At 63.0% G+C, this 24468-nt stretch carries 22 protein-coding genes; 13 read left to right on the top strand and 9 right to left on the bottom strand.

Going from position 1 to position 24468, the window contains the following annotated elements:
- Positions 1–75: 75 nt before the first annotated feature.
- Positions 76–2511: a phenylalanine--tRNA ligase subunit beta gene (gene pheT / locus Q4S41_RS18375; RefSeq protein ID WP_305032597.1), complete on the bottom strand. Its 2436-nt coding sequence runs from the start codon at positions 2509–2511 to the stop codon at positions 76–78.
- Positions 2512–2786: 275 nt separating this feature from the next.
- Here pheT and Q4S41_RS18370 point away from each other — a divergent pair, with 275 nt between their 5' ends.
- Both Q4S41_RS18370 and Q4S41_RS18365 read left to right on the top strand, forming a co-directional pair.
- The gene (locus Q4S41_RS18370; protein ID WP_305032596.1) at positions 2787–3431 is read left to right on the top strand and encodes a sulfite oxidase-like oxidoreductase; all 645 of its coding nucleotides are present in this window, start codon (positions 2787–2789) and stop codon (positions 3429–3431) included.
- Entirely contained in the window at positions 3428–4171 is a 744-nt protein-coding gene (locus Q4S41_RS18365) for a ferredoxin reductase (protein WP_305032595.1), read from the top strand. Before Q4S41_RS18370 ends, Q4S41_RS18365 begins: the two co-directional genes overlap by 4 nt.
- Before the next feature lie 132 nt (positions 4172–4303).
- Here the strand turns inward: Q4S41_RS18365 and Q4S41_RS18360 are convergent, their stop codons facing one another.
- Complete coding sequence (locus Q4S41_RS18360) at positions 4304–4939, bottom strand: DUF1684 domain-containing protein (RefSeq protein ID WP_305032594.1); 636 nt, start codon at positions 4937–4939, stop codon at positions 4304–4306.
- Positions 4940–5033: 94 nt separating this feature from the next.
- Here Q4S41_RS18360 and Q4S41_RS18355 point away from each other — a divergent pair, with 94 nt between their 5' ends.
- A complete protein-coding gene (locus Q4S41_RS18355) occupies positions 5034–7493 on the top strand; it encodes a M1 family metallopeptidase (RefSeq protein ID WP_305032593.1) in 2460 nt (819 codons plus the stop codon).
- Positions 7494–7604: 111 nt separating this feature from the next.
- Here Q4S41_RS18355 and Q4S41_RS18350 read toward each other — a convergent pair whose 3' ends face one another.
- The 4 genes from Q4S41_RS18350 to radC all read right to left on the bottom strand — a co-directional run bounded on the left by Q4S41_RS18350 (position 7605) and on the right by radC (position 11513).
- Positions 7605–8513, bottom strand: coding sequence for a helix-turn-helix domain-containing protein (locus Q4S41_RS18350; RefSeq protein ID WP_305032592.1), 909 nt, complete (start codon positions 8511–8513; stop codon positions 7605–7607).
- A gap of 68 nt (positions 8514–8581) precedes the next feature.
- Positions 8582–9757, bottom strand: coding sequence for an aldo/keto reductase (locus Q4S41_RS18345; RefSeq protein ID WP_369811326.1), 1176 nt, complete (start codon positions 9755–9757; stop codon positions 8582–8584).
- A 15-nt stretch (positions 9758–9772) separates the two neighbouring features.
- Positions 9773–10627: an SDR family oxidoreductase gene (locus tag Q4S41_RS18340; RefSeq protein ID WP_305032591.1), complete on the bottom strand. Its 855-nt coding sequence runs from the start codon at positions 10625–10627 to the stop codon at positions 9773–9775.
- A 154-nt stretch (positions 10628–10781) separates the two neighbouring features.
- Positions 10782–11513, bottom strand: a complete 732-nt coding sequence (radC, locus tag Q4S41_RS18335) for a RadC family protein (RefSeq protein ID WP_305032590.1) — start codon at positions 11511–11513, stop codon at positions 10782–10784.
- Positions 11514–11639: 126 nt separating this feature from the next.
- Between radC and Q4S41_RS18330 the strand changes: the two genes are divergently transcribed.
- The 5 genes from Q4S41_RS18330 to Q4S41_RS18310 all read left to right on the top strand — a co-directional run bounded on the left by Q4S41_RS18330 (position 11640) and on the right by Q4S41_RS18310 (position 16049).
- Positions 11640–12878 (top strand): metallophosphoesterase, encoded by a 1239-nt coding sequence (locus Q4S41_RS18330; protein ID WP_305032589.1) that lies wholly within the window; start codon positions 11640–11642, stop codon positions 12876–12878.
- A gap of 110 nt (positions 12879–12988) precedes the next feature.
- Positions 12989–13666: a hypothetical protein gene (locus Q4S41_RS18325; RefSeq protein WP_305032588.1), complete on the top strand. Its 678-nt coding sequence runs from the start codon at positions 12989–12991 to the stop codon at positions 13664–13666.
- Between the two features lie 102 nt (positions 13667–13768).
- The gene (locus Q4S41_RS18320) at positions 13769–14485 is read left to right on the top strand and encodes a carboxypeptidase-like regulatory domain-containing protein (RefSeq protein WP_305032587.1); all 717 of its coding nucleotides are present in this window, start codon (positions 13769–13771) and stop codon (positions 14483–14485) included.
- Positions 14486–14661: 176 nt separating this feature from the next.
- Positions 14662–15648 (top strand): UV DNA damage repair endonuclease UvsE, encoded by a 987-nt coding sequence (uvsE, locus tag Q4S41_RS18315; protein WP_305032586.1) that lies wholly within the window; start codon positions 14662–14664, stop codon positions 15646–15648.
- Between the two features lie 47 nt (positions 15649–15695).
- A complete protein-coding gene (locus Q4S41_RS18310) occupies positions 15696–16049 on the top strand; it encodes a hypothetical protein (protein ID WP_305032585.1) in 354 nt (117 codons plus the stop codon).
- Between the two features lie 118 nt (positions 16050–16167).
- Here the strand turns inward: Q4S41_RS18310 and Q4S41_RS18305 are convergent, their stop codons facing one another.
- Both Q4S41_RS18305 and Q4S41_RS18300 read right to left on the bottom strand, forming a co-directional pair.
- On the bottom strand, positions 16168–16554 hold the full coding sequence (locus tag Q4S41_RS18305) for a hypothetical protein (protein WP_305032584.1): 387 nt from the start codon (positions 16552–16554) through the stop codon (positions 16168–16170).
- A 93-nt stretch (positions 16555–16647) separates the two neighbouring features.
- Positions 16648–17007, bottom strand: a complete 360-nt coding sequence (locus tag Q4S41_RS18300; protein WP_305032583.1) for a hypothetical protein — start codon at positions 17005–17007, stop codon at positions 16648–16650.
- Positions 17008–17334: 327 nt separating this feature from the next.
- Here Q4S41_RS18300 and Q4S41_RS18295 point away from each other — a divergent pair, with 327 nt between their 5' ends.
- Genes Q4S41_RS18295 through Q4S41_RS18280 form a run of 4 tightly spaced genes read left to right on the top strand, consistent with a single transcriptional unit; the run spans position 17335 to position 20474 of the window.
- Complete coding sequence (locus Q4S41_RS18295) at positions 17335–17859, top strand: RNA polymerase sigma factor (protein WP_305032725.1); 525 nt, start codon at positions 17335–17337, stop codon at positions 17857–17859.
- Positions 17860–17867: 8 nt separating this feature from the next.
- Entirely contained in the window at positions 17868–18776 is a 909-nt protein-coding gene (locus Q4S41_RS18290) for a zf-HC2 domain-containing protein (protein ID WP_305032582.1), read from the top strand.
- On the top strand, positions 18724–19596 hold the full coding sequence (locus tag Q4S41_RS18285; RefSeq protein WP_305032581.1) for a DUF4097 family beta strand repeat-containing protein: 873 nt from the start codon (positions 18724–18726) through the stop codon (positions 19594–19596). The genes Q4S41_RS18290 and Q4S41_RS18285 overlap by 53 nt, the downstream gene beginning before the upstream one ends.
- Positions 19597–19613: 17 nt before the next feature.
- On the top strand, positions 19614–20474 hold the full coding sequence (locus Q4S41_RS18280; RefSeq protein WP_305032580.1) for a DUF4097 family beta strand repeat-containing protein: 861 nt from the start codon (positions 19614–19616) through the stop codon (positions 20472–20474).
- Positions 20475–20652: 178 nt separating this feature from the next.
- Here Q4S41_RS18280 and Q4S41_RS18275 read toward each other — a convergent pair whose 3' ends face one another.
- Positions 20653–23415 (bottom strand): choice-of-anchor I family protein, encoded by a 2763-nt coding sequence (locus Q4S41_RS18275; RefSeq protein ID WP_305032579.1) that lies wholly within the window; start codon positions 23413–23415, stop codon positions 20653–20655.
- 206 nt (positions 23416–23621) lie between these two features.
- On the opposite strand from Q4S41_RS18275, the gene rpiA reads away from it, so the two are divergent.
- On the top strand, positions 23622–24377 hold the full coding sequence (rpiA, locus tag Q4S41_RS18270; RefSeq protein WP_305032578.1) for a ribose-5-phosphate isomerase RpiA: 756 nt from the start codon (positions 23622–23624) through the stop codon (positions 24375–24377).
- Positions 24378–24468 lie beyond the last annotated feature (91 nt).

Below are 24468 nucleotides of genomic sequence, written 5' to 3'. Positions count from 1 at the left end.
AGATGTGGGCAACGCTTGGTCGGGACCAAAACGACCCATCCATGCGCGGACTCGCAGAGTCCACGCTACACTTTGCTACTTCCGAATCAGCGCCCCGGCCTGCTTCTCAAACTGCTGAATCAGCTTCTGCATCACCTGGTCGATGGCCTGCTCGCTGAGTGTCTGGCTGAAATCCTGCAGGGTGAAGCTCACCGAGTACGACTTCTTGCCCGCGCCCAGGTTTTCGCCGGCGTACACGTCGAACACGTTGATGCTTTGCAGCAGCCTCTTCTCGGTGCGCCGGGCAATCTGCTGGAGCTGGTCGAAGGTCACGGAAGTATCAACTACAATGCTCAAATCGCGCCGCACTTCCGGGAATTTTGACAGCTCGCGGGCCACCAGCGTGGGCTTGTATTTCTTGCTCAGCGCGTCCCAATCCAGCTCTGCGTACCACACCGGCTGGGTCACATCGAGCCGCTTCAGCACCGAGGCCGATACGGCCCCGAGCTGGGCCAGCGGCTGGTTGTGCACCAGCAGCGTGAGGCCGCCGGCCAGGTACTCGTGCTGCACCGGCTGCGAGGCCGCCCCGCCGAAGCCCAAGGCAGCTAGCACCTGCTGCACCGCCCCCGCCAGGTCGTGGAAAGTGGCTTTCTCCGACTTGTGCTGCCAGGTTTCGCCAGCGGCGTTGCCGGTCAGGTACAGCACCAGTTTGTTCTTTTCCTGGTACTTACCGTTTTCGTTCTGCGTATAGACTTTGCCGAACTCGTAAAGCTTGAGGTCGCGCTGGCGGCGGTTAATGTTGTGCCGGATAATTTCCAGGCCCGAGTGCAGCAGCGTGGGCCGCAGCACGTTCAAATCAACGCTGTTGTAGTTCAGAATGCGCACCAGCGAATCATTAGCTTCTCTTTCTTTCTCGAAGTACAGCGAGTTGGTGAGCGAATTGGTCAGAATCTCGGAGAAGCCCTGGCCGCTGAGCAGCGACGCAATTTTCACGCGCGTCACCTCCGGGTCGGGGTTCGGGAACTTGGCCAGGAAGGAAGCCGAGTTGTTCGACCGCAAAGCCACGTTGTTGTAGCCATAGATGCGCAGGATTTCCTCAATCACGTCGGCCTCGCGGGTCACGTCCACTTTGTGGGGCGGCACGGTCAGCGTCCAGGTATCCTGGTCGCTGGCGTCGGGGTTTTCTTCGGCGATTTCGATGTCGAGGTCCGTCAGAATCTGGCGGATGCGTTCGGGCGCGATGTACTGGCCCACCAGCCGCTCCACGCGGGGCAGGCGCAGGCGCACGGTGGCCGGCGGCACGGGCGCGGGGTACTCGTCCACCACCGGCGCGGCGATGGTGGCGCCAGCTACTTCCTGCAACAGCAGCGCCGCCCGTTTCAGGGCTACGGGCACCATGTTCGGGTCGGTCCCGCGCTCGAAGCGGAACGAGGCGTCGGTTTTCAGCTGGTGGGTCTGGGAGGTGCGGCGCACGGCGGCGGGGCCGAAGTAAGCGCTTTCCAGAAACACGCGGGTGGTGCCCTCGCTCACGCCCGAAGTCTTGCCGCCGAATACGCCGGCCAGCGCCATCGGCGCCCCGTTAGCATCGGCAATCACCAAATCCTCGGCTTTTAGGCTGCGCTCGATGCCATCCAGCGTCACGAATTTCTCGCTAGCTTTAGCCCGCTTCACGCGAATCTGGCCGCCCGTAATCTGGTCGGCATCGAAAGCATGCAGCGGCTGGCCCAGTTCGTGCAGCACGAAGTTGGTGACGTCCACCACGTTGTTAATGGGGCTGAGCCCGATGCTGCGCAGACGGCGCTGCAGCCACTCCGGCGACGGGCCCACCTGCACATTTTCCAGCAGCAAGCCGGCGTAGCGCGGGGCTGCTTCGGCGTCTTCAATGGTCACCTTGATGTTGTTCGCCGCCGACTCCGGCGCGGCAAAGCCGCTTACATCGGGCAGGTGGCAGGGCTGGCGCAGTAGGGCGCGCAGCTCGCGGGCCACGCCGTAGTGCGAGGCGGCATCGGCCCGGTTGGGCGTGAGGCCGATTTCGTATACCGTGTCGGAGCTCAGGCCGAAGTAGTCGGCGGCGGGTGTGCCGTTGGGCAACTCGGTGTCGAGCACCATGATGCCGGCGTGCGATTGGCCCAGACCGATTTCGTCCTCGGCGCAAATCATACCCTCGGAAGCCGCCCCGCGGATTTTGCTTTTCTTGATTTTAAACGGCTCGCCGGAGGCAGGGTGGAGTGTGGCGCCTTCGAGGGCCACCACCACGCGCTGGCCGGCGGCTACGTTGGGGGCGCCGCACACAATCTGGCGGGGGGTGCCGTCGCCCACGTCCACGGTGGTCAGGCTGAGCTTGTCGGCGTCGGGGTGGCGCTCGCAGGTGAGCACGGTGCCCAGCACCACGCCACGCAGCCCACCGGGGATGCTTTCCAACTCCTCGGTGCTCTCCACTTCCAGGCCCGAGCCGGTGAGCAGAGCGCCAATCTCGGCGGCGGGTTTGTCGGTAGGAATAAGGGTTTTAAGCCAGTCGAGGGAAATGCGCATGGGGAATTATTCGTTGGTCGTTGTCCGTGGTCAGGCTACGGACGATGGGGCAAAGGTACGGCGGGGCAAAATGACTGAATTGAAGGGTGCTGGCCTATATTTGCTTGAGGCCGATTTGGGCCTCCTTGCCTGTTGAAAAGTCATGCAGAGCGCAGCGAAGCATCTCGCGTGTGGTCGTAATTCAATCGCGAGAAAGAGAATTAGCGGCGGCACGCGAGATGCTTCGCTACGCTCTGCATGACCGTTCTTGTCGACTCACTTTATACCTCCTGACCATGCCCTTTGTCAACAAAGGATTCCACGCCAAACGGCCCACCGAAGGCGGCCACAAGCTGCCGCCCGGCCAGTACGAAACCCGGGATTTTCCGGTGCTCACGGCCGGGCCCACGCCGCGCATTCCGCTGGTGAACTGGGAGTTTCGGCTTGAAGGGCTGGTGGAAAGCCCGGCGAAGTGGAGCTGGAACGAGTTCAACGCCCTGCCGATGCAGTCGTTCAATCCCGACATTCACTGCGTCACGAAATGGTCGAAATTCGACACCAAATGGCGCGGCGTCAGCCTCGATACCTTGCTTGAACACGTGCAACTCAAGCCCGAGGCGCAGTTCGTGATGGCCTTTTCCTACGGCGGCTACACCACCAACCTGCCGCTGGCCGACCTGCGCGGCGGCCAGGCCTTCATCGGCCTTGAATATGAGGGCAAGCCGCTGGTCCCCGAGCACGGCGGCCCGGCCCGGCTGGTGGTGCCGCACCTCTACTTCTGGAAAAGCGCCAAGTGGGTGCAGGGCCTGCGCTTCATGGCCGACGACGAGCCCGGTTTCTGGGAAGACAATGGCTACAGCATGCGCGGCGACCCGTGGAAAGAGGAGCGTTACCGCAGCGACGACCCCGACGCCCCCGACGAAGCCCACTTCCGCCTGTGAGCCGGCCGTTGGATTGGCAACTGGCCACCGTCACGGCCATTCGACCCGAAACGCCCCGCGTCAAGACCTTCACCCTCAGCCTGCCGCAGTTCACGTCCCACCGCGCCGGCCAGCACTACGACCTGCGCCTCACCGCCCCCGACGGCTACCAGGCCGAGCGCAGCTACTCCGTGGCCTCGCCCCCGGAGCAAACCGGTGAAATCGAGCTCACCGTGGAGCTGATTGACGAGGGCGAAGTGTCCGGCTACCTCTTCGACGGCGTGGCCGTGGGCGACCAGCTGGAAGTGCGCGGGCCCATTGGCGGTTATTTCGTGTGGCCCGCCGGGCCGCCCGAGGCGCCATTGCTGCTGGTGGCCGGCGGCTCGGGCGTGGTGCCGCTGATGGCCATGCTGCGCCACCGCCAGCGCGCCGGGCTCCGCAACCCGGCGGTACTGCTGTTCAGCGTCCGTATGCCGGAGGAGGTGATTTATCGGCAGGAATTAGAGGGGCTGGCAGCAGCTGACTCCAGTTTCACGCTGCTGCTCAGCTACACCCGGCAGGCGCCGCCCGGCTGGGCCGGCTACCACCGTCGTCTCGATGCCGAGATGCTGGTCGAGGCCGTAGCCCACTTGCCCGTCCCGCCGCAGTGCTACGTGTGCGGGCCTACTGGTCTGGTCGAAAGCGCGGCCACGCTGCTACAGGCGCAGGGCCTGCCAGATGCGGCTATCCGCACGGAGCGGTTTGGGCCAACGGGGAATTAGAACGAGGGGATAAATTAGGACGGTCATGCTGAGCGCAGCCGAAGCATCTCTACCACCGAAGTAAACATTTACTGCTGCGGCAGAGATGCTTCGGCTGCACTCAGCATGACCGTCCTATTGAATAACTTGTTGTTACTCGTGAAACGACTTTTCGCCAGCCGGAATGGCCATACTCAGGCGATTCTCAGCCGGCGGCACGGGGCAGCTATACTCGTTATTATAAGCGCAGTAGGGGTTGTAGGCGCGATTAAAATCCAAAGTGAGGCCGGTGGAATCGGGGGCGGGGAGGGGCACGTCGAGGTAGCGGCCGCCGCCGTAGGTTTCGCGGCCGTTGGTGGCGTCGGTGAAGGGCACGAAGAGGGTGGAGTCGCGGCCATCGGCTTTGCGAAACAGCGTGAGGCGGGTAGCCATATCCATCGTACCCACGGCCAAATCAAGAGGTGGGAAAAATGCCGCCTCGCCCCAGCGCAGGTACTTTTCGCTGCGGTTGTCGCTCATTTGGATGAGGACGGTATCCGGGCTGGCGTTGCGCGATAGGTTGCAATGAAAGACGTAGTCCGCGTTGGGCCCGTAGTATTTCAGGCTGTCGAAAGCTGCTTTTTGTTCGGCCGACAGCGGCGACTCGGCAGACTGCCGGAATGAGCGGTTTTTCTCGGTGCGGAATTTCTGCAGCTGCGCGGCGTAAACGTCGGCCTCGGAGCTTAAGCTGCTTATGCAGTAGGCGATGATGCCGATAATGGCCGCTGCCAGCGCGAGTTTTTTAATCATTAGAATGGGATAGTTAACAAAGGCAGGCAACGCCCGCGTCCGCAACGGCATCAATGGCCGCAGCGGGTTACTCAGCCTGCTTTTAATTCGCCGCATGCGAAATTACTTCCTACTGCTGGCCCTGGCCATTTCTGCCCCCGCCCGCGCCCAACAAATGGCCCCGCCGCCTTACCATGAAGCGGCGCGCCGGGTGAATGATTTGGTGCATACCAAGCTGAACGTGCGCTTTGACTACGCCAAGCGCTACTTGTACGGCGAGGCGGAACTGACGCTGAAACCGCACGGCGTGGCAACTGATTCGCTGCGGCTCGATGCGAAGGGCATGGATATTAAAGCCTTGGCGCTGGTGCAGGGTGGCAGTCGCACCCCGTTGAAGTACGATTACAACCAGCGCCAACTGCTCATTCACCTGCCTCAGGCCGTGCCCGCCGGCCAGGCCTACACGGTTTACCTCGACTATGTGGCCAAGCCCGACGAGCTGGACGCCAAAGGCAGCGCGGCCATTGGCCAGGCCAAGGGGCTGTACTTCATTAATCCCGACAGCGCCGTAGCCGGCAAGCCGGTGCAAATCTGGACACAGGGCGAGTCGGAATCGAACTCCGCCTGGTTTCCCACCGTCGATAAGCCCAACCAGAAAACCACCCTCGACCTCAGCCTGACCGTGCCGGCCAAGTACGTCACGCTCAGCAACGGCCGCCTGACCCGCCAGACGCCCGCCGGCCCCGGCCTGCGCACCGATACCTGGCAGTTGGCTGAGCCCTGCGCGCCCTACCTAGTGATGCTGGCTGTGGGCAACTTCCGCATCACCGAAGACAACTGGCGCGGCAAGGAGGTGAACTACTACCTCGAACCCCGGTACACGACCCAGGCCAGACAGATTTTCGGGCAGACGCCCGCGATGCTGGAGTTTTTTTCGCAGCGCCTCGGCGTTGATTTTCCGTGGAACAAATACAGCCAGATTGTGTGCCGCGACTACGTGGCCGGGGCGATGGAAAACGCCTCGGCCTCGCTCTTTGGCGAGCAGGCCCAAGGCACGGCCCGCGAGCTGCTCGACTGGGAATACGCGGGCGTGGAGCGCGAAATTGCCCACGAGCTGTTTCACCACTGGTTCGGCGATTACGTGACCTGCGAAAGTTGGGGCAACCTGACCGTGAACGAGTCGTTCGCCAACTTCAGCGAGGTGCTCTGGGCCGAGCACGCCCACGGCCCCGACGCCGGCCAGGAGCAGGCCGAGCGCAGCCGCCGCACCTACCTGCGCAACCCGGCCAACTACGCCCGGCCGCTGGTGTATTTCGGGTATGCCGACAAGGAGGACATGTTTGACAACGTGACCTACCAGAAGGGCGGCAGCATCCTCAACATGCTGCGCGCCTATCTGGGCGAGGACGTTTTCTTCCGGGGCCTGAAGCGCTACCTCACGCAAAACGCCTTCGGCACCGGCGAGGCTCACCAGCTGCGTCTCGCGCTAGAAGAAGCCTCGGGCAAGGATTTGAACTGGTTTTTCAACCAGTGGTATTTTGGCGCCGGCCACCCAGTCGTGACGATTGATTACGCCTGGGACACGGCCCGTAAAACGCAGTCCGTGACGGTGAAGCAGACCCAGGCGGGCCCGGTTTTTCAGCTGCCGTTTACCATCGACTATTACGTGGGCGGCCGGGCCATGCATCAACCCGTGATGATGACCCAGGCCACGCAAACATTCATCATGCCCCTCGACTCCCGGCCCGATTTGGTGAATGTCGACGCCGAAAACGTGCTGCTCTGGCAAAAGACCGACCACAAGTCACTGACCGAATTCGCTTACCAGCAGCGCCATGCCGCCCACTACATGGACCGTCGCGAAGCCCTGCGCGCCGCCGGCGACCACGCCGCCGACCCCATCGCGCAGCAAATCCTGCTCGCCGGGTTGGCCGACAAGTCGCCCGCCCTGCGCGACATAGCCATTGAACTGCTCGACCTCAAAAACGCGCCGCTTCGCAAAGCCGCCACGCCGCTGCTTGAGAAACTGGCCGCCACCGATGCCACCCCGTTGGTGCAGGCCCGGGCCCTCGCGGCGCTGGGTACGCTTAAAGAAAAGCGCTACGCCCCGCTCTTCACCAAAGCCCTGAGCAGCCGCTCCTACCGGGTGCAGGGCGCGGCCCTCGAAGCCCTGCTGCCGCTGAACCCCGCGCAGGCCCTGGCCCGTGCCACCGCCTTCGAGGCCGATAACAAAGGCGCCCTCACCAGCGCCCTCGTGACGGTGTACGGCACGGCGGGCAGCGCCGCGCAATGGCCACTGGTGCGTGCCAAATACGATGCCGCCGACCCCAACGGCCGCTTCCAGATGCTGGGCGGCCTGTTCGAAATGCTCGGCCGCCTCGACGACCCCACGGCCCTCACCGAAGGCATTACCCGCATCCGCGACCTGACCGTGCAGTTCAAGCCCTACGTGGATGCCAGCCGCATTGTGGGCCTGCTGCGGCAGGTGCAGGAGCGGCAGGCGAAACGGCCGAATGCAGCGCTGGCGGCGGGGCTGGTGGACCAGGCGGCGGCAGCCATTGAGGCGGCTAGGTAGAGAGGCTGTTTGCGAGTTTGAACAACTCTTTTATAAACCTGGGAAACCACAGACAAGCCGGGCAAACAGCCCGCTTATTTATGGTTTTCACCATTGCCCGACTGCTGTTTTTTACGCCACCTGACGGTAGGCGAGGGGTGTGGTGCCGGTGTGCTGCTTAAAGAAGCGGTGGAAATACGTGGCGTACTCAAAGCCCAGGCGGTCGGCGATGTCGCCCACGCTCCAATCGGTGTGGTGCAGCAGCAGCTTGGCCTCGTTGGTGAGGCGCTCGGCAATGTGGGCCGTGGTGGGCTTGCCGGTCACCTCCTTCACCGACCGGTTCAGGCTGTTGACGTGGATGGCCAGCCGGTCGGCGAAGTCCTGGGCGTTTTTCAGCAGTGGCTCGTGGTACTCCCGGGTCACCGGAAACTGAATGTCGAGCAGGCTCATGAATAGGTTGGTCACGCGCTCGGCCGCATTGGTGGCCACGGAGGGGTAGGGGCTGGCCGGCTGCAGGCGGGCGGCTTCGTGCACGAGGAGCGAAAGCTGGTTGCGCAGCAGGTCGTCCTTGTGCTCATAGTCGGAGTCGAAGTCCCGGCGCATGCGGGCAAAGACCTCGCTCAGGTAGCGCTGCTGCTCCTCGTCGAGGTAGTACACCGGGTTGCCGTCGACGCGGTACAGCACGGACTCTTTCAGGCCGACGCCGCGCATAGCCGAATGCAGAAAGGGCTCGGTGAAGGCGCAGATGTAGCCCTCCTGCTCGCCCATGCCCACCACCGGCTCCCACGAAAAGGGCACCAGGCGGTTGGTGAACACCAGCGCGGGCCGGTCGATGCGGTAGCTGCGGGTGGCGTAGTGCAGCTCGTTGGCCCCGTGCAGCACCAGCACGCACTTAAACACATCGCGGCGGTCGTAGTGCCCCATCCCGCATTCGGCCTCCTGCATGGTCAGCACGGTAACTTCGCCGCCACCGGACGAGGGGAGCGGAAAAATATCCGAGCGCGCAGCAAGGGGCAGGGGGCTGGTCATGGCGGTAGCCAAGGCGATGATTGGGAGAATACGCAGGGCGATGAACGTCGGCTATGGCTAGGCAATGGGTAACGGCGCGCTCAGGCTTCCACTTGCTGCATTTGCGCGGGGTTCATGCGGCCGCCCTGCATCTGGAGGCGGGCGAAACCCGTTTCCAACGCCTGCAACTCGGCCGGGGTTAGCGTCACCTGGAGCGCGCCGAGGTTTTCGTGCAGGTGGGCCAGGTTGCGGGTGCCGGGGATGGGCACAATAAAGGGCTTCCGGGCCAGGAGCCAAGCCAGCGCCAGTTGGGCCGGCGTGGCGTTTTTCTTTTCTGCAAGCTGAGTCAGCAAATCCACAACCGGCCGGTTAGCCGCCAGGGCGGCCGGCGTAAAGCGGTCGAAGCCGGCGCGCAGGTCCGTTTTCGGGTCCAGCTTGGTGCGGGCGTCGAGGGTGCCGGTCAGGTAGCCCATGCCCACCGGGCCCCACGGCACGAAGCCAATACCGAGTTCCTCGCAGGTAGCCAGCACGCCGTTGTGCTCGGGGCTTCGTTCTAGGAAGGAATATTCGCTTTGCACGGCGCTCACCGGCTGCACGGCGTGGGCCCGGCGAATGGTGCGGGCCCCGGCTTCCGAGAGGCCGAAATGCAGCACTTTGCCTTGCCCAATAAGGTCTTTGATGGCCCCGGCCACCTCTTCGATGGGCACGCTGGGGTCGACGCGGTGCTGGTAGTAGATGTCAATCCGGTCGGTGCGCAGGCGCTTCAGCGACGCCTCCACCACTTTACGAATGTGCTCGGGGCGGCTGTCGAGGGCGGTGGTGCCGTCAATCTTGAAGCCGAACTTGCTGGCGATGACCACCTGGTTGCGGAATGGCGCCAGCGCTTCGCCCACCAATTCTTCGCTGGTGTAGGGGCCGTACACTTCGGCGGTATCGAAGAAGCGGACGCCCTGCTCATAAGCGGTGCGCAGAAGTTGGATGCCCTGCTTTTTGTCGGCGGGCGGGCCATAGTTGGCACTGATGCTCATGCAGCCGGCGCCCATTTCCGACACGGCAAGCGTGCCCAGTCTTCGGGTTTTCATCGCGTGGTTTGGGGTGGGTGGTGCCTGGTCGTGCCCGTTCAGGTGGGGCTTGGTTGGCTCGGGGGCGGCGGCCAGCAACGCGGGCGCCGCGGCCAGGCCGGCCCCGAGCAGGGCGGCTTTGGTCACAAAGTCGCGGCGACTCAGGTCCCGGCCGGGCCCGGCGGGTCCTTCGGTGGACAGCAGGTTCGTTTGCATAAAGCGCCGACAGAATTAGTTGCTGGAACCGGCCTCGTCAAACGAGAGCGAGGACGACAGTTCGCGGTAGGCCGCCGTTTGCTGTAGCAGTGTAGCGGCGACCTGCTCGGCGGTGGTCACGGCATCGGCGCCGGCAATAAAGCGCTGTGGCAAAGGCGTTTGGTTGGATATGGTCAGCAAGGCCTGCGCCAGCTTGGCGGGGTCGCCCGACTGCTGGCCGTTGTAGCCTTTCCAAAACTGCAGTTGGGCTGCCCGGCGCTCGTCGTAGTCGGCAATGGGGTGCTCGGCGAAGTTGGTCGACTCTTCGGTGAGCAGCTCGGTGCGGAAAAATCCCGGGTTCACTACCAGCGTTTCGATGCCAAATGGCGCGACCTCCGCCTGCAAGGACTGCATCCAGCCTTCGAGGCCGAACTTAGAAGCAGCATAAGCCGCGCCGAACTCGAAGCCCACGAGGCCGGCCGTGGACGAAATGGTGATGACCTGGCCGGCGCCCTGCCGGCGTAGCACCGGCAGCACGGCCCGGGTCACGTGCATCGGGCCGAGCAGGCTGGTGGCCAGCTGCTGGTTTATCTGTTCCGGGCCCAGCTCCTCGAAGAAGCCGGCGTAGAAGTTGGCGGCGTTGTTGACCAGCACGTCCAAACGGCCAAACCGGTCGACAGTGGCCTGCACTGCGGCCTCGGCGTCGGCCGGGCTCGTGATGTCCAGTTTCACTACCAACAGGTTGTCGGCGGTACCTAGGGCCTGGGTTACTTTCTCGGGGTTGCGGCCGGTGGCCACGACGACGTGCCCCGCGGCCAGCGCCGCCTGGGCAATATAAAGGCCCAATCCCCGGCCGGCGCCGGTGATGAACCAAACTTGTTGGTGTGCCATGGTAAGTAGCTGTGAGGGTGAATGCTTCCGAACCAGAAGCAATACAAAGGTCCCCCGCGCTGGCAGGGCAGCATAATACCTATCAAACTACTTTGTGCACAATTCAAACAGGCGCTATCAGCCAGACGATGAAGCCCGGCCAATGCCCCCCACCCTACAAAATCCCCTCATCCGCAAAGCTGTAGTAACCCTGCTCGGCAAAAATCAAGTGGTCCAGAATCGGCAAATCAAGAAAGCCGCCGGCTTCTTTTAGCTTTTTGGTGAGCTGAATATCCGCGCCGCTGGGGTTGCGGTTGCCGCTGGGGTGGTTGTGCACCAGGATGATGCTGCTGGCCAGCTGCTCCAGAGCTTCTTTGAAAATCATTTTGGGGTCGGCCACGGTGCCAGCCACGCCGCCGCGGCTGATGGCCGTTTTGCGCATCACCACGTTGGCCCGGTTCAGCAGGATGACCCAGAATTCCTCGTGCGGCAAGTCGAGTAGGTGCGGACGCATGAGGTTGTAGATGTCGCGCGAGCAGGTGATGGTGGCGCGTGCCGGCGCGTCGGCTTCCTTGCGGCGGCGGCCCAGCTCCAGCGCGGCCACTACCGTGATGGCCTTGGCCGGGCCAATGCCGGGGTGGCGGCAGAGCTGCTTCACGCTCTCGCGGGCCAGAGCGTTGAGGTCGTTGCCGACGCCCTGGAGCATAAGCTTGCCCACGTCGACGGCCGTGAGCCTGGTGGTGCCCGAGCCGATGAGGATGGCCAGCAGCTCGGCATCGGAGAGGGTAGCCCGGCCCTTGCTCATGAGCTTTTCGCGCGGCCGGTCATCCTCGGCCCAGCTCTTGATGCCGGTGGCGGGAGCGGGGTAGGCGGGGCTTAGTTCGGGCAGTTGGTCAGGCAGTTCCATGCGGTGCAGGGGTGGTAGAAGGTAAAAAGTCGATTAAATGTAAAGCAAAAGCCGCCCCGGCGCGTTTAAACCTGCGGCCCGCTGCAGCGTTAAGCAGCTGGGGCGTTCAGTGCTTTTATTTAGAATATGCGAAATCCGATTGTGTTGTGGTTGGTGTTGGGGCTGGTGGTGTTGGCCGAATGGTACGGATATCAGGCAGTGCGGACGGTGGCGCAGCACCTGTCGCCGGGTGCGCGGCGCGGGGTGAACATAGGGTATTGGGTACTCACGGTGGCCGTGTGGGCCTTGGCCATCTGGGCCGGCAGCACCCGCCAAAACGGCCACACTGTCCTCAAAAGCTACCTCATGAGCTTGCCGCTGCTGCTGCTGGCCGCCAAGCTGGTCATGCTCTTGCCGCTGCTGCTCGAAGACCTCACGCGGCTGGTGCGCTCGTTCAGCGCCCCGCGCGCGTCCGACGGCAGCAGCACAGCTATTCCGCGTAGCGAGTTCATTGCCAAGCTGGCGCTGGGGCTGGGCGCCATTCCGTTTGTGGGTTTGCTGTGGGGCATGGCCAAAGGCGCCACCGACTACACTGTGCGCCGCGTCACGCTGAAATACCCCAACCTGCCGGCGGGCTTCGACGGCTTCAAGGTGCTACAGATATCCGACCTGCACACCGGCAGCTTCAACTCGACGGAGCCGCTGGAGCGCGCCGTGGCCATGATAAACCGCCAGGGCGCCGACCTCATCCTGATGACCGGCGACCTGGTGAACAACCGCGCCGAAGAAGTAGAGCCGCACATTCCGGCCCTCTCCAAAATCAAGTCCGACCTGCCCATCTTCTCCAGCCTCGGCAACCACGACTACGGCGACTACGTGGCCGAATTCCGCGACGACCGCGCCCTGTGGCGCCAGAACCTGGAGCGTCTGATGCAGAACCACGCCAAAATGGGCTGGACGCTGCTCAACGACACCACCCACTTTATTGAGCGCGGCGGCGATAAAATCGCCATCGTGGGCATCCAGAACAGCAGCTCCCACCTTAACTTTCACACCTACGGCAACCTGCCCAAGGCCCACGCCGCCAGCGGCGACGCGCCCTTCAAAATCCTGCTCTCGCACGACCCTTCGTACTGGGAATCGCACATCCTGAAGTACCCCGACATCGACCTCACCCTCAGCGGCCACACCCACGGCATGCAGTTCGGCCTGAACCTGCCGTTTCTGAAGTGGAGCCCCGTGCAGTACGCCTACAAACAGTGGGCCGGCCTGTACGAGCAAGGCCGCCAGAAGCTGTACGTGAACGTGGGACTGGGCTTTTTGGGCTACCCGGGGCGGGTGGGCTTCCTGCCCGAAATCACGGTGTTTGAGCTGCGGCGGGCCTAATGAGGAAGTAGTGAAATATACCGTTGTGGTAACATCCGTTGCGGCCTTGCCGTAAAGGCCCCTCAACAATTCAACCACCTACGGTTGAAGCCCTTTCAATCTCCCTTCTCATGAAAAATTCCCTTTTGATTCTAGCGGGCGCTGCTGCCCTGTCGCTGGCTTCCTGCTCGCAGGAAAAAACCACCGAAACCACGACCACCCCGGCCGATGGCACGATGACCACCACGACCACAACCACCACGGGCCCCATGACGGACGCCCAGATTGAGGCCCGTGCCCAGCAGATTGCCGACAAGATGGCGGCCAACATGAAAATCACGGACGAGGCGACCAAGACCAAAATCCGCACCGTGTACGTGAACCGCTACAAGCGCATGAATGACCTGCGCAGCAAATACACCACCGACACCACCGGCATGGCCGCCGCCATGCGCGACGCCTACAAAGCCGAGGACCAGGAATTCAAAGTGATTTTCGTGGACCCCACCCAGTACCAGGCCTACGAGTCGAGCCGCTCGACCTACGACGACAGCAACTACTCCGACGACGCCAGCATGTCGTCTTCGTCGATGTCGGACACGGCGTCCAGCTCCATGGCTCCGTCTTCCTCGACGATGACCACCACGGAAGAAACCACCACCACGACCACCGACAACGGCATGAGCGGTGCCGACGCCGCAGGCGTTTCGAAAATGAAAGCCAAAGCCGACGACGGCAGCAAAATCAAGGTGAAAGAAAACGGCAAGGTGAAAACCAAAGATGCCGACGGCACGAAAGTTAAAAATTAAGGGTTTGGTCGATGCAATCGGCCGAACCATCGTAGAAAAGCCTGCCCTTGCAACGGGGCAGGCTTTTTTTGGCTCATTGGGTTGCTACTTTGTAGTCAGTTTGTGCGTAGTTTATTGATGTTTGCGAAAGTAGTGCCCTGTGTACGTGGTGTTTGGCCCCAACAACGCCAGCGGCTGTGGCTGCTGGCCGTATTGTGGCTGCTGGGCACCGGCGCGGCCCGCGCCCAAGGGCCCAACACGGTGCGCCTGACGGGCAGCGTGGCCGAAGCCGGCTCGCGCCTGCCCGTGCCGGGCGCCACCGTGCAGGTGCAGCGCACCCGCCGCGGCGTGGTGACCGATGCCACCGGCAACTTTGGCCTCGACGTGCTGCCCACTGACACCGTACTGTTTCGCGCCCTCGGCTTCAAAACCCAGAAGATGCCCATGGGTGGCACCGGCCTCTCGCAACTGGTGGTGCGCATCCAGCTGGCGCGCGACAGCGTGCAGCTGGGCGAAGTAGAGGTGGTGAGCGACCGCGCCGACCGCGCCATCATCAACCGGGCCCTGCGCAACATCAAGCGCCCCAAGCCGCCCGTGGTGAGCGGCGTGAAGCGCCCGCCCGCGCCCAAGCCCCTTTTCGCCGTCGACTCCACGGCGCCCAAGGCTCCGGTGCCCACCATCGCCAGCCCCATCAGCCTGATTTACGACCAGTTTTCGCGCGAAGGCAAGCAGCGCCGCAAGATGGAGGAAATCCAAGCCGAGCTGGATGCCGAGAAGCGCCGCAAAGCCCGCGCCCAGTACAACAAGGCCTTCCGCGATAACCGCGGCTACGAGCCGTAGGACCGACAGTAGTAACGAATTGAGAACGTCATGCTGAGCGCAGCCGAAGCATCTCTACTGCGCAGCTAATCCCATTCGTCAGATTTAGTATTGTGGTAGAGATGCTTCGGCTGCGCTCAGCATGACGTTCTTTTTTTGCCGATAACTGTTCACTGTCAATAAGCGTAAGCCCGGAGATGAAAATCGGGTATCCCTGCGTGAACGAGGCGATGGACTGCAGCGCGGCCAACACCTTCCGGCTGGCCTCTTATTCGGAAGAACGCCTCATCGCGGCCGTGTCGGCCAACCTGGCCTGCCTGCGCCGTATGCTGGAATGGAACGTGGCTCAGGGCCTACTCTTTTTCCGGATGGGCTCGGGCATCGTGCCCTTCGGCTCGCACGAAATCAACACCTTTCCCTGGCAAACCCACTTCGCGGCTGAGTTTCGCGAAATCGGCGACTACATCAAGGCCAACAACCTGCGGGTGAGCTTCCACCCCGACCAGTTTGTGGTGCTGAACTCGCCCAGCCCCGACATTGTGCGGCGCAGCATTCAGGAGCTGGTGTACCAGGGCTCGATGCAGGATTTGATGGGCCTCGATGGCACGGCCAAGCTCCAGATTCACGTGGGCGGGCTGTATGGCGAGCGGGAGCTAGCCATCAGCCGCTTTGCGCAGGTGCACGCCACGCTGCCCGCGGCCGTGAAGGCCCGCGTGGTGGTGGAAAACGACGACCGGCTGTTTTCGCTGCGCGACTGCCTGCACCTGCACGAGCTGACCGGCGTGCCCATTCTCTTCGATAATTTCCACCACGAGTGCCTCAACCACGGCGAGCCCATGGCCGAGGCCCTGCGCCTGGCCGCTGGCACCTGGCACCCCACCGCCGACGGCGTGCCCATGATGGACTACAGCTCGCAGGCCTTGGGCGAGCGCAAAGGCAAGCACACCGACGACCTCGTGGACGACTCCTTCCGCGAATTCCTCACCCACCTGCGCGGCCTCGATTTCGATATTATGCTCGAAATCAAGAACAAGGAAGCCAGCGCCCTGCGCGCCGTGGCCATCCTGCGCGAGCGGGGCCTGAGCGCGCCCGCCCCCAATCTGCCCGTGCCGCCCCTTAACCTGCCGCCCGCCCCCAACGCACCCACCAAAGCCAAGCGCGCCCCGAAAAAGGTCGTCAGCTAACCGCAGGCGGCAACCTGCCAACTCACCAATCCATAAACCCACCAAACATGCCTTCCGACCACCTCCTCGCCACCATCAGCGCCCTCAAAAACGGCCTTACCAGCCTCCCCTTGGGTTCGGCCATGGACAACACCGAAACCTGGCAGCAGCAGTTTCTGCAAAGCGGCCTGCCCGGCCTGCAGGACATTGCCCGCGAAATCGGCAACCTGCAATCCTTGCTCACCAGCGGGGCCTTGAGCGCCACGGCCATCGGCAACTCGCTCACCATGCTCGGCGACCAGACCAGCCAGGTGAGCCGACAAGCCGCAGATGACTTGAAAAAGCCGCTACAAGAGCTGGCCGACCTGCTGCGCAAGCACGGCGGCGACCTGCTGGCCCACGCCGCAAAAACCAAAAAATAGGTCTTTGCGTGTTTCAAATTCAAACAAAAAGCCCCGGCCAATTTCTGGCCGGGGCTTTTTTGCTTTCAATAGGTTCGTCATGCTGAGCATAGCCGAAGCATAACGGTCCATCAGCTCACTACTGACGCGGCACGTTGCTGCTGTTGCTGCGGCGTGAGCGGCTGGGCACAATGTCGGTCGACTGCCGGGGGCGGGCGTCGCGCATGATGGGCTGCTCGCGCACGTCGGGCACGGAAGTGGGCGACAGCTCCGGCGTGCCAGCCGGAATGATGGCCCCGCCGGGATTTGACAAGGGGCGGCTCATCTGAGCGTCGCGGTTGGTGGGCGTGCGCTGAATGTCGGGAGGGCCTTGGATGGTGCTTTGGTTCAGGGCCGGATTGACGGGCGGGATGGTGGTCTGGCCCTGGCTGCCGCCACGCACGGGCGCCGAGGGGTCGATGGGAATGGTTTGGGCCTGGGCGGCGGCACTGAGCAGCAAGCCGGCAACTAGTAGCAGCGATTTCATGGGGGAGGGGAGAGGAGGAAGAAACAAAAAAACCGGCCGCTTCGGAAGAAACAACCGGTTTCTGATTTTTATACGGCCTTGAGCCGCAAATGGTTAGCGCATGGGCTTTGTTTTGGTCTTGCCGCTGCCGCGGTTCATGTCCCCTTTGGATTTCATGCGGCCCGAGGTGGTGCCGGAGGTGGTGCCCGACGTGGTGCCGTAGCTGCCGCTGGTGGTGCGCATGGTGCCGGAAGTAGTACCCATCGTGCCGCTGGTAGTGCCCATGGTGCCGCTGGTGGTGCCCGAGGTGGTGCCCATCGTGCCTGAGGTGGTGCCGGAGGTCGTCATGGCGCCGCCGGTCGAGCCGCTGGTGCTGCCGCCGACGGTGGTAGAGCCGGTAGTGGTTTGGGCGAAAGCGGCGCTGCTCATGCCAAGGGTGAGGAGGGCGGCGAGGAAAATTTTGGAGGTCTTCATGATTAAAGAACGGTTTGGAAAAGTGGAAATGTGGAGAGGAAGTAGAAGCAAGGAAGTGCCGCGGCTGGCGCGGGACCGTCTTTACGGTCAGAGGCGGGGCCGGGGTTGCGGAAAGCAAAAGGCAATATTCATTATATCAACTGTTTAGCTTTTGGTTTTCTGCTTGATTATCAAGCGCAATCGGGAGCTAGGCAGCAGGTGAGTAAGCACGCATTAAAAAATTATATTCACCTTCCGGTAACCTTCCCGAGCTGGCGCGGTGTCCACAACTGAATACCCTAACAACCTTCCCCTATCAGCTTGGACTCGCTATCGGATAACGCCTTGATGCTGCGGGTGAAAGCCGGCGACGTGGACCGGATGGGCCTGCTCTTTGAGCGCTACCACCGGCCGCTCTTCGGCTTTCTCTACCACATGCTGGGCCGCGCCGACACCAGCGAGGACCTCGTGCAGAACGTGTTCTACCGCATGCTGAAGTACCGCCACACCTTCACCGGCGAGGGCGAGTTCCGCACCTGGATGTACCACCTGGCCCGCAACGTGCTGGCCGACCATATCAAGAAAAACCGCCACGCCCGGCACCACGCCGACGTGGACGAGGTGGCCGAGCACCTGCCCGGCGGCGCCACCGCCGATGCCGGCCTGGAGCGCGCCCAGGAAATAGCTGCTCTGCACCAGGCGCTGGCCCGCCTCAGCCCTGAGCACCGCGAAGTGTTGGTGCTGAGCCGCTTTCAGGAGATGAAATACGGGGAAATAGCCCAGGTGCTGGGCACCACCGAAGGCGCCGTGAAGGTGCGCGTGCACCGCGCCATGAACGAGCTGAAAACAACTTATCTGCGCATCGAAAATTGACTTCCGCTATGAATTGTGAACACGTGAAAGACCAGTTGGTCGACTACCTGAGCAGCCAGCTTTCCGACGCGGAGCAGGCCCGGCTCACGGCCCACCTGGCCGGGTGCGCCGACTGCCGCGAGGAGCTGCAGGCCACCCAGCGCCTGTGGCAAACCCTGGGCGCCGTGCGCCCGCCCGAGCCCAGTGAGCATGTGCGCCCCGAGTTCTATGCCATGCTGGCCGGGTTTAAGCAAGAGATGAAGGCCACGCCCGACTATTCATTAAAAGGCCTATGGCAGTGGTGGCTGAACCTGGAAATTCCGCGGCCCATTCTGCGGGCGGTGTACAGCTTGTGCTTGGTGAGCGTGGGCTTGATTGGCGGCTACTGGCTGAATAACAAGCCGGCCGCCCCCACCGGCGAACAGCAGCAATTGGCTACGCTAACGGCCCAGGTGACGCAGATGCGGCAGGTGATGGTGCTCTCGCTCATCGACAACCCCTCGGCCACCGAGCGGCTGCGGGCCGTGGGCTACACCAAAGACCTGAGCGCCCCCAATGCCAAGGTGGTGAGCGCCCTGCTCAGCACCCTCGACCACGACCCCAACGTGAACGTGCGCCTGGCCACCCTCGAAGCCCTGGCCCCGCTGGCCGACGACCCCACCGTGCGCCTGGGCCTGGTGCATTCGCTGCCCCAGCAGGACTCGCCGATGGTGCAGGCCGCCCTAGCCGATGTGATGGTGCAGCTGCAGGAGCGCCGCTCGGTGCAGCCGCTGCGCCGCCTGCTCCAACAGCCGGGCCTTGACGAATCGGTGAAAAGCAAAATCGAACAGAGTATTCAAACCATCCAAACCGGCCGGCCCGCCGCGCCCTCAACTCCTCCCCGCCATGACCAAACCCGCACTTCGCCGCAGCCTGAGCGCGCTGCTGCTATTGCTTAGCGCCGGCGCCTGCCGGGCCCAGAGCAAGGAAGCCACCGAAAAAATCAGCAAAGAATTCACCCTCACCGCCGACGCCGGCAAGAGCACGCTGGCCCTCTACAACATCTTCGGCTCGGTGACGGTGCAAGGCTACGCCGGCAGCAAAGTGCTGGTAGAAGCCACCAAAAGCGTGCGGGCCGACGACGCGGCCACCCTGGCGCAGGGCCAGAAGGAGGTGAAGCTGGGCTTCACCCAGCACGGCGACAGCGTGGTGGTATACATCGCCGAGCCCTACGACTCGCGCCCCCACGACCGCCACGGCCGCTGGAATAACGACCGCGAAATTGATTACCGCTATGAGTTCGATTTCGTGGTGAAAGTGCCCTACGCCATGAACCTGCACGTGGGCACCGTGAACAACGGCTCGATGACCGTGGAGGACGTAACTGGCCCGCTGAACGTGAACAATGTGAACGGCCCCATCACGCTCAAAAACGTGAAAGGCACCACCCGCGCCCGCACCGTGAACGGCAACGTGGACGCCACCTACGCCGCCAACCCGCCCGGGGCCTCGTCTTACCACACCATCAACGGCAAAATCCGGGTGCACTACCCGGCCAGCCTCGGCGCCGACCTGCACTTTAAAAGCATGCACGGCGAGTTCCTGACCGACTTCCCGAATGCCGAAATGCTGCCGGTGCAAGTCACCAAAAACAAAGAGGGCTCCGGCGGCGGCACCGTGTACCGGCTTTCGAAGGACACGGCCGTGCGCATCGGCAAAGGCGGGCCGGACTTCCGCTTCGAAACCCTCAACGGCGACGTCATCGTCTCCAAGATTTAGTTAATCAGCTTATTACCATGAATCATTTCCTTCGATTATCCCTCGCGCCGGTGGCGCGTCAGGCTACTCTTGTCCTCGCCCTGATTGGCTGCGCGCTGCCCAGCCGGGCGCAAGAAGGCAAAGAATCCAAAGAAACGCTCACCGTGCCGCTGAGCGCGCCCGGCAAGCCCGGCACGCTGGAAGTGGGCCTCGTCTTCGGCGCCATTCACGTCACGGGCTATAGTGGCAAAGACGTAGTGGTCGATGCCGCCTTCCGCCCCAAGCAGGGCAGCCGCCGCGCCGAAACCCCAGCCCCGGCGGGCATGAAGCGCCTTTCCTCGGCCGGCGGCCTGAACCTGACCGTGGAAGAAAAGAACAACCACGTGGAAGTATCGACCGAAGTGCCCACGCAGCCGGTCGACCTCACCATCAAGGTTCCCCACAACTTTTCGCTGCAGCTCACCACCGTCAACAACGGCGATATTATTGTGGAAAACGTGAGCGGCGAGCTGGAAATTTCGAACGTGAACGGCGCCATCCAACTCACCGACGTCTCGGGCTCGGCCGTGGCCAACACTGTGAACGGAAACCTCACCGCCACCTTCAAAAGCATCAATAACGGCACGCCTATGGCCTTTTCCACCCTCAACGGCAAGGTAGATGTGACCTTCCCCGCTAACCTGAAGGCGGCGTTGAAAATGAAATCCGAGCGCGGCGAGGTGTACAGCGACTTCGATGTGGCCGTGGACAAAGCAGCCAATAAGGTGACGCGCACCTCCCAAAACGGCCTCACCCGCCTCAGCACCGACGACTGGACCTATGGCAAAGTGAACGGCGGCGGCGCCGAGGTGATGATGAAAACCATGAACGGGAACATCTATCTGCGCAAGGCGAAGTAGGCGCGGTTGGCGCTTCGCTGAACAAAACCGAATAAAAAGAACGTCATGCTGAGCGAAGCCGAAGCATCTCTACTGCAAGAGTAATTATTTACTTCCGCGGTAGAGATGCTTCGGCTTCGCTCAGCATGACGTTCTACTTTGGGCTCAGCCCTAGACTACGCCAGCCTATTCGCTGCCTTTACCGCACCACCAGGCGGCTGGTGGCACCATCCGTAGCGCGCAGCAGGTACAGACCCGCCGGCAGGCCGCGCACGTCGAGCTTGTCGGTGGCCACGGGCAGCTGACGCACGGTGCGGCCCAGCCCGTCGAGCAGGGCGCCGGCCACGGGGCGGCTCAGGCGCACGGCCGCATCGGGCGCGGCGGGGTTGGGGAAGCAGTAAAGGGCTTCGGGGGCGGCCAGGCCGTTTTTCACGGCCGTGACGGTGCCGCGCAGGCCAATCTGGTACACGGCCACGGTGCTGCTGACCTCGTTGGCCAGTAGCAGGAGCGGGGTGCCGGTGGGGCTGTTGGCGGCCGACACGAAGACGATACCCTCGGGACCTTCGTCGCCGACGCCGGTGGTCAGGCTGCGGTTGTTGATGTACTGCACCAGGCGCGGGTTGGCCGGGTCGTTCACGTTCAGGACCACCACCCCGCCCACGCGCTCCATGCTCACGAAAGCGTAGGTCGTGTCGCGAATCATGCCGATGGTGGTGCCTTCGGGCTCGGGGCCTTTGTCGTCGGAACGGTTTTTTCGCACCGGGTTGCCGGTGGTGTTGCTGGCGTTGAAGATGCTGCCGAAGGCGGCATCGGTGCTCGTCACGCGCTCCAGCAGGTCGCCGCTGTCGTGCACCAACGCGCCGGTATTGGCATTCAGGATGCTGAACGAACGGCCACCAAAGGCATAAATCTGGTCGAAGTCGCCGTCGCCATCGGTGTCGCCCAGCTTGTTGGTCACGTTGAGGCGGCCCAGGGCACTGGCGTTTTTCAGCATGGCGGCCTGCGGGAAAGCCGTGGGGTCGAGCACGTAAGCGGCATCGCTGAGGCGGTTGACCTCGCTCATGCCGGTGTATTCGCGGGCGTCGCCCTCGTTGGCCGTGATGAGGAAGCGGCCCCCGCCCAAGCTGGCCGGCAGCTCAAACGATGCAATGGCATCGGGCTGGCGCATGCCACGAATGGGCCAGTTGGCCATCAGCACATCGGCGGCTTGGTCCGAAGCGTCGAGGCTGAAGCCGGGCTGGCTGTGGTCCTGAAAGCCAATGGCGCGCAGGCCGGTGAACTGCAGCGTGGTGAGGTCGAGGGTGGCCAGGGCGTTGTTTTCCTGCAAGCCGATGTAGGCCGTGCGCGAGTCGGCCGAAACAGCCACGTACTCCGGCTCCAAATCCTGCGCCACGCTGCTGGGCGTGCCCGCTGGTCCGCCGTAGATGCGGACTCCTGCTGTGCGCAACGCGGCGGCCTGGGAGTTGTAGGCGCTGAAATCCAGCGTGGTCACGCGGGCCTGGGTCACGGCCGCAATGCCGCCGGTCATATCCACCACCGAAACCGAGCCGAGCGGGTCGGTGGTGTAGGCGGTATTGGGCTCGCCTTCGTTGGCGGTGAGGAGCTTCAGGCCGTCGGGCGAGAAGGTTATCATGTCGGGCATCGCGCCCACCGTCACCTGCTTGATGAACGTGCCGTTCTGGTCGAAGAAAACGATGCTGCCATCGGCCTGCGGATTGGTGTTCTCCACAGCACAGGCCACCAGCCCGTTGCGCACCGCCACCGAATTGATGCCGCCGTAAGCGGCGATGCTGATGGAGGCCACCGACGTGAGCGCGCCGGGCGTGCTAAAATTCAGAATATCGAGCTTGCCGCCAACGGAATTGGCCACGTACAGGCGTTGCGTGGTGGGGTCGTGGGCGATGATTTCCGCCGAATTGGTGCCGCTCGCGCCGTTTTGGTAGCTGCCCAGCAGGTTCAGACGCAGGTTGTTGGTGCGGGCCGGGGCCTGCGTGTCATTGTCCTTGATGAACACCAGAAACTCGGTGGCGCCGGCCGTGAGCGTGGCATTAGAGGGGTTTTGGAGACGCACAGTGAAGTATTCGGCCGCTTCGGCCGTAGCATCGTCCAGAATAGGCAGCGTGAGCGTGGCCGTGGTGCTGCCCGGCGCGAAGGTGATGGTTTGAGTGGCGGCGAAAGTGAAATCCGAGCCGGCCGTGGCCGTGCCCAGCGGCGCCACAATGGCCTGCACGGTGCTGGCCGCGGTGCCCGCGTTGCGAATGCTGAGCGGAATGGCGACGCTGCCCGCATTTTCGTTCACAATAAGCGGCGTGGTGCTGGAAGTGAAACCCAGGTCGGGCGTGACGGCCGTAGCCACGCGGCTCAGGCTGATTTCGTCGAAGGCCACCCAGTCGTCGTTGCCGTTCTGGCGCACGGCCAGGCGCAGGCGGGCGTGGGTGCTGCCGGCTGGCACGGGCACCGTGACGGTGGTCCAGGCCTGGGTGTCTTTGCTGAGCTGGGTGTAGGTGCGCGGAATGGGCCAGGTCGTGCCGTTGTCGAAGCGCACCACGTAGGCCAGCGAATCGGGCGTGTCGAGGGCGTTGGTGAAGTATTTGAACGTGACCGTATTGGCCGCCGCGCTGCCGCTGGCAATAGCCACCGGCGCAAAGTCCAGGTAGTGCCATACGCTCAGGTTGGCGGTGAGCGGGCCTTCCAAATCGCGCCCGCCCCACAGGTTGGCGCCGGCCGAGGGCGTGGCCACCGTGAGGCCGGTGCTAGCCGTGCCGATGGTGGTGAGCACGGCCCACTGGTCGGTGGCGGCGAGGTCGTTATACGTGGCGGGCGTGGGCGTGAAGGCCCAGGTATCGGCCGCGCTGCTCTCGAAGCCCTGGGCCACGGTTTGGGCCTGGGCCGCCGTGCCGGCAACGCCAAAAGCCAGTAGCAAAGCCGCCGAAAAACAAGAAAAGTAAGGGTGTAAGCGCATGAATTTTAGCTTGATGAAACAACGAGCCAAAACTATCGGGCGCCTGTTAGCCCAAGATGACAGGGACGTTACCTAATTGTGCCTGAACCGTTTTTCTGGTTTCCGGGCCTCTTTTTCGCCACTCGCATTCCGCACTGCTATCAGGGCACTCAAGGCCCGCGCGCTACTTTCGTGGCGCGCTCACCGTATCCCAATCAACTCCTCCCATGGCTGCACCTGCTTCCGAAACCCCGACCAATCAAGACGCCGAAAAGCGGCATGCCGCCGCCACTGCCCTGGGCTGGGTGCGCAGCGGCATGGTGCTGGGGCTGGGTAGCGGCAGCACATCGGCCGCGTTTATCACCCTACTAGGCGAAAAGGTGCAGGCTGGCGAACTGCAGATTCAGGCCACCGCCACCTCGCGGGCCAGCGAAGCCCTGGCCCGGCAGCTGGGTATTCCTTTGCTGGAGCCGCGCCAGGGCCTGCGCTTCGACCTCACCGTGGACGGCGCCGACGAGCTCGACGCGCAGTTGCGCCTGATAAAAGGCGGGGGCGGGGCGCTGCTCCGCGAAAAAGTGCTGGAAACCGCTTCCGATTACCTGCTCATCCTCGCCGATTCCTCAAAATACGTGGCGCAGCTGGGCCGCTTTCCGCTTCCACTCGAAGTGGTGCCCTTCGCCCTGCCCTGGGTGCTCGATGCCGTGGAAGCGCTAGGCGGCGCGCCCATAGTGCGACCCAATGCGCAGCAGCCTGACGGCCTCTACCGCTCCGACCAGGGCAACCTGCTGGTCGATTGTCATTTCAACGTCATCGCCGACCCGGCGCAGCTGGCCTTGCAGCTGCAAGCCATTCCCGGCATCGTGGAGCACGGTTTGTTCCTTGGCATGGCGCAGGCAGCCGTGGTGGCGCAGGGGGCGCGGGCGTTGGTGGTGCGGGCCGGGATGCCGGACGCTGAAGCGGAGGGGTTTGCGGAACTCCCGTAAACTTTGCAGGAATCCAACGCATAAAACTGGTCATGCTGAGCGCAGCCGAAGCATCTCTGCCGCCGAAGTAAATAAATTGCTTGCGCAGTAG

Source organism: Hymenobacter convexus (assembly GCF_030580955.1).
Taxonomy (GTDB): domain Bacteria; phylum Bacteroidota; class Bacteroidia; order Cytophagales; family Hymenobacteraceae; genus Hymenobacter.
This window is presented reverse-complemented; position numbering and strand designations above follow the sequence as displayed.